At 70.4% G+C, this 7,907-nt stretch carries 8 protein-coding genes; 7 read left to right on the forward strand and 1 reads right to left on the reverse strand.

From position 1 onward, the window contains the following. Nucleotides 1-567 (reverse strand): hypothetical protein (locus VMR86_06880; protein ID HTO06766.1); only part of this gene is annotated, 567 nt, incomplete at its 3' end. A gap of 94 nt (nt 568-661) precedes the next feature. Here VMR86_06880 and VMR86_06885 point away from each other — a divergent pair. The 7 genes from VMR86_06885 to dnaK all read left to right on the forward strand — a co-directional run. Continuing rightward, nucleotides 662-1,177 carry a TlpA disulfide reductase family protein gene (locus VMR86_06885; protein HTO06767.1) on the forward strand — a complete coding sequence of 172 codons (516 nt, stop codon included), beginning with the start codon at nt 662-664 and terminating at the stop codon, nt 1,175-1,177. Next, nucleotides 1,174-1,383, forward strand: a complete 210-nt coding sequence (locus VMR86_06890; protein ID HTO06768.1) for a DUF4266 domain-containing protein — start codon at nt 1,174-1,176, stop codon at nt 1,381-1,383. Before VMR86_06885 ends, VMR86_06890 begins: the two co-directional genes overlap by 4 nt. A 76-nt stretch (nt 1,384-1,459) precedes the next feature. After that, the gene (locus VMR86_06895; protein ID HTO06769.1) at nt 1,460-3,934 is read left to right on the forward strand and encodes a DUF3570 domain-containing protein; all 2,475 of its coding nucleotides are present in this window, start codon (nt 1,460-1,462) and stop codon (nt 3,932-3,934) included. Further along, complete coding sequence (locus VMR86_06900) at nt 3,931-4,857, forward strand: FAD:protein FMN transferase (GenBank protein ID HTO06770.1); 927 nt, start codon at nt 3,931-3,933, stop codon at nt 4,855-4,857. The genes VMR86_06895 and VMR86_06900 overlap by 4 nt, the downstream gene beginning before the upstream one ends. Before the next feature lie 33 nt (nt 4,858-4,890). Further along, nucleotides 4,891-5,952: a heat-inducible transcriptional repressor HrcA gene (gene hrcA / locus VMR86_06905; GenBank protein ID HTO06771.1), complete on the forward strand. Its 1,062-nt coding sequence runs from the start codon at nt 4,891-4,893 to the stop codon at nt 5,950-5,952. Between the two features lie 21 nt (nt 5,953-5,973). After that, entirely contained in the window at nt 5,974-6,534 is a 561-nt protein-coding gene (gene grpE, locus VMR86_06910; GenBank protein ID HTO06772.1) for a nucleotide exchange factor GrpE, read from the forward strand. Between the two features lie 42 nt (nt 6,535-6,576). Next, nucleotides 6,577-7,907: molecular chaperone DnaK (dnaK, locus tag VMR86_06915; GenBank protein ID HTO06773.1), on the forward strand; the 1,331-nt coding region annotated here is incomplete at its 3' end.

Consider the following 7,907-nt stretch of genomic DNA (forward strand, 5'->3'; position numbering starts at 1 on the left):
CGCGGCGCCTTTGGTCGCGAGCTGCGAGCCGTTGTCCGGGATCCACAGGTTGAGCTTGTCCCCGCGCACGGGCTGACTTCCCACTGCACACAGATCGGCAATCGCAACCTGGATCAGCAGCCGCTTCGCGCAGGACTCGGCAAGGAAGTTCGGGCCAGTGAACTCGAAGGGGATCTGTCCGATCAGGCCCTGGCGCAGCCGACCCCGGCTGCCGACGAAGCCGATCGCGTTCCCGTTTCCGTCGGTCTTCTCCGATTGCACATTGAACACGCTGCGGTCCTGGACCAGGTTCGGGAGTCCCGCGAGGCCGCCTTGCTCGATCACCTGGTCCAGGCTCGCCGGTGTCTGATTGGGGTCACTCGACGAGAGCACGGGCGCGTCGGTGGGGAACACGACGCTCTGCGCGACCACGTCGCGCGCGCCGTCCTCGCAGCCATGACCGATGCGGAGATAGCCGTTCGAACGCAAGCCCTCGGTGGACTGCGTCGGGATCGTGGTGTGGGCGGCGGCGACTCCGGCGAGAAGTGAGACGGACAGCGCGAACGCGATCGGATGAAGTGTTTTCATGTCGCGTCTTGTATCGCACTCGAAGTCGCCGGGGCCGCGGCATGTTGTCGCACCCCGGCCGGGGCGAAGGAACGTGCTGGTACGATGGAGTTTCGTGAGCAGCTTCCGGACGCTTCTGTGCGCCGCCTCGTGCGGCTTCGCCCTCGCCGCGGCGGGCCCTGCCCGCGCCGCCGACGTCGGCGCCCCGGCGCCCGACTGTGCACTCACTCCCCTGTCGGGTCAGGGCATGCAGCAGCTGCGCGCGCTGCGCGGCGAGGTGGTCTGGGTCGACTTCTGGGCGACCTGGTGCGGGCGCTGTATCGAGTCTTTCTCGTTCCTGGACGCGCTGCAGCGCGAGCTGGGCGACGACGGGCTGCGCGTCGTGGCGGTGAACGTGAACGAGCACGCGGCCGACGCGCGTGACTTCCTCGCCAAGCACCCCGTGAGCTTCAGCCCGCTGTTCGACCCGGGCGGGCGCTGCGCGCGAGAGTTCGCAGTCCAGGGCATGCCCTCGAGCTATCTCGTGGACCGCCACGGAGTGATTCGCGCCGTCTACCTCGGCTTCCGCAGCGGCGAGGGCCCCGAGCTGCGTGCCCGCGCACGAGAGCTGCTCGCCGAGAGCTCGCGGTGACTCGCGCCCTGGCGACGCTGCTGGCCGCGCTCGCGCTCGCGGGCTGCACCGAGGTCGCGCCCTGGGAGCGCGAGCGCCTGGCCAAGCCCCAGATGGCCGCGGAGCCCGCGCCCGAGCTGCGCGCGCTGCGCGAGCACGTCTACATGAGCCGCGAGGCGTCGCTCGGCGGGTCGTTCGGCGAGGGGCATGGCTGCGGCTGCTACTAGGCGCCTGGTCCGCTGGCTCTCGGTCCGCCTCGAGTCATTCCTGCGTGCCCTGCGTCCGCCGCGCCCGTCGCCGCCACTGCGTGCGCTGACGGCGGCGGCGCTCATGCTGCCGGGTTTGGCAGTCACCTCTCGCGCCGACGAGGGCGACGGCTTCGCATTCCAGTACGGCGAGTACCAGGAAGGCAAGCGCGACCTCGACGGCATCCACAGCGACTTCCATCCGATCCGCGTCGACAGTCTCTCCGCGTCGGGCAAGCTCACTTTGACCGACCGGCTGCGCCTCGGCGTGGCCTACGCGCAAGACACCTGGTCCGGCGCGACCCCGATCGCGACCGCGCCGCTCGTCTTCGGCGGCAACCACCCCACCAAGCCCGACGGGGTTTCCGGCGCAACGCCGTACATCGAGGGCGACCTGTTTCTCGACGGGCACCTGCGGCCCGTGCGCCGCAACTCGTTGGGCGAGTTCCTCGGCGTGGATACGCGGCTCGTGCACACGCTCTCCTCGGCGTCGCCCGAGGCGCGCAGACAGATGGACCTGTCGCTCGAGTACGAGGGCGACGATTTCGCTCTGCGCGCCGGCGGCGGCAGCTCGCTCGAGAAGGACTACGAGGCCGGCTACGGCAGCCTGGGCGGGACGCTCGACTTCGCGCAGAAGCGGACCAGCGTGAGCTTCGACGCGAGCTACACGCGCGCCGACGTCGACGCGCTGCTGGACCACGACGCCGTCCCGTACATCGACGTGACGTCCGCCGGCAGCCGCATCCACAACTCGCCGGGCAGCGGTGAACGGCGCCTGCGCGACGAGCGCACCGACTGGGCGCTCCAGGCGGGACTCCACCAGGTGCTGACCAAGGACGCGTTCTTCAGCACCAGCCTGGGCTTCACCCGCAGCCAGGGCTATCTCGCGAACCCGTACAAAGTGGTCGAGGTCGGATTCATCGATCCCGAGCAGCAGTTTCTGGCCCCGCCGGGCGGCTTCTACGCCCAGGTGCACGCGCTGCTCGAGCGCCGGCCGAGCTCGCGCAGCCAATGGGTCTGGGACACGCGCTTCGTGCAGTATCTCGCGCCGCTCGACGCCTCGCTCCACCTGGGATACCGCTACTTCCGCGACGACTGGGGTATCGGCGCGCACACCTTCGAGCTGAGCCTCGCGCAGCCACTGCCGCGCGGATGGACCATGACTCCGCGCTTCCGCTACTACTCGCAGGACGCCGCCCGCTTCTACACTCCCTATCTGCTGACGCCGCAGGCCTACCAGACCGTCGTGTCCGACCCCGACACCGGCGACATCATCTCGATCACGCCCTTCGATCCGCGGCGGCTGCCAGCCAGCTACTCGAGCGACCAACGCCTGTCGGGCTTCGGCGCGCTCAGCGCAGGAGTGACTCTGGACAAGCTGCTCGACCCGGGCGTCCGGCTCTCGGCGAGCTTCGAGTACTACCGTCACGACGGCGGGCTCAAGCTCGGCGGCGGCGGCGAGTCGAGCTTCGCGGACTACGACGCGTACCTGGTGGGCGCGTCGATCACGCTCGACTCCAACGCGCTGACCGAGTTCGGGCGGGCCGCCGAGGGTCACGAAGAGCACCTTCTCCACGCCGCAGCGCCGGCGGGAGTCATGCTCGCCCACATGCTGACCCGGCCGGGCGCGTTCATGGTGGCCTACGAGTCCTGGTGGAGCAGCGCGCGCGGCGACCTCTTGCGGGGCTCGCGCTCCGCGAGCGATGCCGAGGTGCTCGCGCTGGGCTGCGAGGGCGCGCCCTGCCGCACGGCGCCGAGCTCGATGGAGATGCACATGCACATGCTCGAGCTCATGTACGCCCCGACCGACTGGCTGAACCTCATGCTCATGCCGCAGTTCGTGGACAACGACATGGATTTGCGGCCGCTCCAGGGCGCGGTGCCCGATCTTCACGCCCACGATCACGCGACCGGCGGCGTGGGCGACATCGGCATGTACGCGCTCTTCAAGCTGCTCGACTTGGAGACACAGCACGTCCACTTCGGCCTGGGGCTCAGCGCGCCGACGGGCGCCGTCGACATCCGCGAGCGGCGCGAGCACCAGCAGGACCAGGGCTTCACCCACTACATGATGCAGCTCGGCAGCGGGACCTGGGACCTCATGCCCAGCCTGACCTACACGGGCGCACTCGCGCAGTTCTCGTGGGGCGCGCAGGTCGGCGGCGTGACCCGGCTCGAGCACGCCAACGAGTCAGGCTACGCGCTCGGTGACGTCTTCCAGGCCAGCATATGGGGAGGCTGGTCGGCGACTCACTGGCTGTCGTTCACCCTGCGCGGCACCTACGGCATGCAGCGCGCGATCCAGGGCCGCTACGACGCGCTGCACACCACCTCGGGCCCCCAGGACTTCCCGGGCAACTACGGCGGCCAGTACTGGGACCTGGGGATCGGCGCGTCCGCGCTCCTGCCGTTTCGCTCGCTCTCCGGGAATCGCATCGGGGTCGAGTGGCTGCAGCCGCTGCTCGACGACCAGAACGGCTTCCAGCTCGAGCGCCGTGGCACGCTGGTGCTCCGCTGGAGCATCGAGCTGTGAGCGCGCCCGGCCTCGAGCCCTACCGCCACGTCTGGCGCGCGATGGGCTCGCCCTGCGAGCTCGCGCTGTGCGCGCGCTCCGAGCCGCACGCGCGCGACGTCGCGAAGCAGGCCGCGGCCGAGGTCGAGAGACTCGAGGCGCTCTACTCGCGCTACCGCGAGTCGAGTCTCCTGTCCGAGATCAACCGCACCGCGGCGCGCGGGGGTAGCATCTCCGTCGACCCCGAGACCGCGAGCCTCCTCGCCTATGCCGACGCGTGTCACCGCGAGAGCGGCGGCCTGTTCGACGTGACCTCGGGCATCCTGCGCCGCGCCTGGCGTTTCCAGGGCCAGGACGCGCTGCCCGAGCCGGGGCAGGTGCAGGCGCTGCTCGAGAGAGTGGGCTGGCAGCGCGTCTCGTGGAAGACCCCCGTGCTGTCCTTCCCCTGCGCGGGCATGGAGCTCGACCTCGGCGGCGTGGTGAAGGAGTATGCGGTCGACCGAGTGAGTGCGCTGTGCCGCGAGCTCGGAGCCGGCGGCGGACTCGTGAACCTCGGCGGGGACGTCGGCGCGATCGGCCCCCGGCCCGACGGCGGGCCGTGGCACGTCGGCATCCGCCACCCCCGTCGCCCGGGCGAGCTGGTCTCGCGCGTCGCGCTGGAGCGGGGCGCGCTGGCGAGCAGCGGAGACTACGAGCGCTGCGTCCTGATCGGCGGCGTGCGCTACGGGCACATCCTGTCGCCGCGCACCGGCTGGCCCGTGCGGCGGATGGCGGCCGTGAGCGTCGCGGCCGAGCTGTGTGTCGTCGCGGGCAGCGCGGCGACGATCGCGATGCTGAAGGAGGACGCCGGCCCGGCGTGGCTCGCGCGGCTCGGCCTTCCGCACCTCTGGAGCGACGTCGAAGGGGAGGTCGGAGGCCCGCTCTCCGCCTCGCCAGGGCGTTGACACCCGCGCGCGGCCGCGGCTAGCCTCGATGCCGTGAAACTCCAAGGCGCGCGCGGCTTTACGCAGACGCCCGAGCTGGGCGAGCTGGCGCCCCGCCTGCGCGAGGTGCTGCTGGCGGTGCTGCGGGGCTACGTGGAGTCGGGACAGCCGGTCGGCTCGCGCGACGCGCTCGATTTGGGCGAGCTCTCGTTCTCGTCCGCGACCGTGCGCGGCGCGATGGCCGAGCTCATGGAGCTGGGCCTGCTCGAGCAGCCGCACACCTCGGCCGGGCGCATTCCCACCGACGCCGCCTTCCGGCTCTGGGTCGACGCGCTGCAGCGCTCGCCGCTCGCGGACGAGCCCCTGCCGGCGCTCGCGCTGGGCCTGGCCGAGTCACTCGACGACTCGTCCGAGGCGCTGCGCCGCGCGGCCGACCTGTTGACCGTGATCACGGGCCAGCTCGGCTTCTCCGTGGCGGTCGAGCGCGAGCGCCTGCGGCTGGTGCAGGTCCATTTCGTGCGCGTGTCGAGCGAGCGAGTCACTGCGCTGCTCGTGTCCGACGGCGGCGCCGTGCGCACGCGCCTGCTCGACGAGCGCGAGTCCGACCAGCGCCGGCTCGACCGGATGTCGGCCGAGCTATCGCGGCTGGTGGCCGGACTCACTCTGGAGGAGGCGCGCGTGCGCCTGTCGGGCGAGATCGAAGGCGAGCGCCGGCGCTCCGACGCGCTCTGGCGCGAGACACTCGCGCTGGGCGCGCGCGGGCTCGAGGTGAGCGGCGCCGCGACCGCCGAGCTCTACGTGGGGGACCGCAGCAAGCTCCTCGACCAGCCCGAGTTCGCCGACGGCGGGCGCCTGCGCGAGGTGCTGCGGGCGCTCGACGAGAAGGAGCGCCTGCTGGCGCTGCTCGACAAGCTGATCTCCGCGCGCGGTGTGCGCGTGGCCATCGGCGAGGAGCTGGGCGATGCGGGCGTCGCGCGCTGCGCGGTCATCGCCGAGCAGCTCGGGCCTGCGCCGCTGCGCGGCCTCGGCGTGATCGGGCCGGTTCGCATGCGCTACGATCGCATCATCCCGGTCGTGCGCTACGTGTCGGGCAAGCTGGCACCTGCGCTCGTCTGACGGCGAAGGGACCACGAGTCGATGACTGAGCCAAAAGGTCCCAAGGTCGACTTACCCGAAGAGCTGATGAGCGAGCTCGAGGAGCCCAAGGCCGACGCGCCGCCGGCCCCCACTCCTGCGGGCACGCAGGAGCAAGGCGGCGCCGAGCTCGCGGAGCTGAAGGACCGCTATCTCCGGCTCGCGGCGGACTTCGACAACTTCCGCCGCCGCACGCTGAAGGAGCGGCAGGACCTGCTTAACTACGGCGGGGAGAATCTGATCAAGGAGCTGTTGCCGATCGTCGATAACCTCGAACGAGCCGTGGAGCACGGCCGCAAGGAGGAGCAGCGCGGCGACACTGACAACCTTCTGCAAGGGATCGAGCTGACTTACCGTTCGGTGATGCAGCTCCTCACCAAACAGGGAGTCACCGAGATCCAGGCTCTCGGTCAGAGCTTCGATCCCCAGATCCACGAGGCGGTGCGGCGCGTGGCCAGGAACGACCAGCCCGCCGGCAGCGTCGTGGAGGTGTACCAGAAGGGCTACATGCTGAAGGACCGGATGCTGCGGCCCGCGATGGTCGCAGTGGCCGAGGAGTCGTAACTGACTCACTGACCCACCTTCGGCGCGCGCGCGACGGAAGGCATGGGAAGAGTCGTCGGCATCGACCTCGGCACCACCAACAGCTGCGTCGCGATCCTCGAGCGCGGCGAGCCGGTCGTCATCGCCAACAGCGAGGGCAGCCGCACCACGCCCTCGATCGTCGCGGCCAACCAGGACGGCGAGAAGCTGGTGGGCCAGATCGCCAAGCGACAGGCGGTCACCAACCCGGCGAACACGGTGTTCGCGGTGAAGCGCCTGATCGGCCGCCGCTTCGACGACGAGAACGTGGTGCGCTTCCGCGAGATCTCGCCCTTCCAGATCACGAAGGCGCAGAGCGGCGACGCCTGGGTGAAGCTGCGCGACAAGGAATGCAGCCCCGAGGAGATCTCGTCGCTGATCCTGAAGCGCATGAAGGAGACCGCGCAGGACTATCTCGGCGAGGAAGTCACCGAGGCGGTCATCACGGTCCCGGCCTATTTCAACGACGCCCAGCGCCAGGCCACCAAGGACGCGGGGCGCATCGCGGGCTTGAACGTGCTGCGCATCATCAACGAGCCCACCGCCGCGGCGCTGGCCTACGGGGTCGAGAACGAACGCCAGGAGACGATCGCGGTCTTCGACCTGGGCGGCGGCACGTTCGACGTCTCGATCATGCGCATCGGTGACTCGGTGTTCGAGGTGCTCTCGACCAACGGCGACACGTTCCTGGGCGGCGAGGACTTCGACCAGGTCGTGCTGGGCTGGCTGGCCGAGCAGTTCGCCGAGAAGAATCCGGGCAGCGACCTGCGCGGCGACGCGATGGCCCTGCAGAGACTCAAGGAAGCCGCCGAGCGCGCCAAGCAGGAGCTGTCGTCGGCCAACGAGACCGACGTGAACCTGCCCTTCATCGCGGCCGACGACGCCGGCCCCAAGCATCTCAGCGAGACACTCACGCGCGGCAAGCTCGAGGAGCTGGTGCGCGAGCTGATCGAGCGCCTGGAGCCGCCGTGCCGCGCCGCGCTCTCCGACGCCGGGCTCGAGCCCAAGCAGATCGACCGCGTGATCCTGGTCGGCGGCATGACCCGCATGCCCGCCGTGCAGGCCAAGGTCGAGAGGATCTTCGGCAAGGCGCCGCACCGCGGCGTGAACCCCGACGAGGTTGTGGCCGTGGGCGCCGCGATCCAGGGCGGCGTGCTGAAGGGCGAAGCCTCCGACGTGCTCCTGCTCGACGTGACTCCGCTGTCGCTGGGCGTCGAGACACAGGGCGGGATCATGACCAAGATCATCCCGCGCAACACCACCGTGCCCACGCGCAAGAGCGAGGTGTTCTCGACCACCGAGGACAACCAGAACCTGGTGCGCGTGCACGTGCTGCAGGGCGAGCGCGAGCTCGC

The sequence above is a fragment of the Myxococcota bacterium genome, from assembly GCA_035498015.1.
GTDB lineage: Bacteria > Myxococcota_A > UBA9160 > SZUA-336 > SZUA-336 > VGRW01.

What these genes read in the sequence shown, in the direction of transcription:
- grpE (HTO06772.1), top strand. Translation starts at nt 5,974, where the DNA reads ATGACTGAGCCAAAAGGTCCCAAGGTCGACTTACCCGAAGAGCTGATG.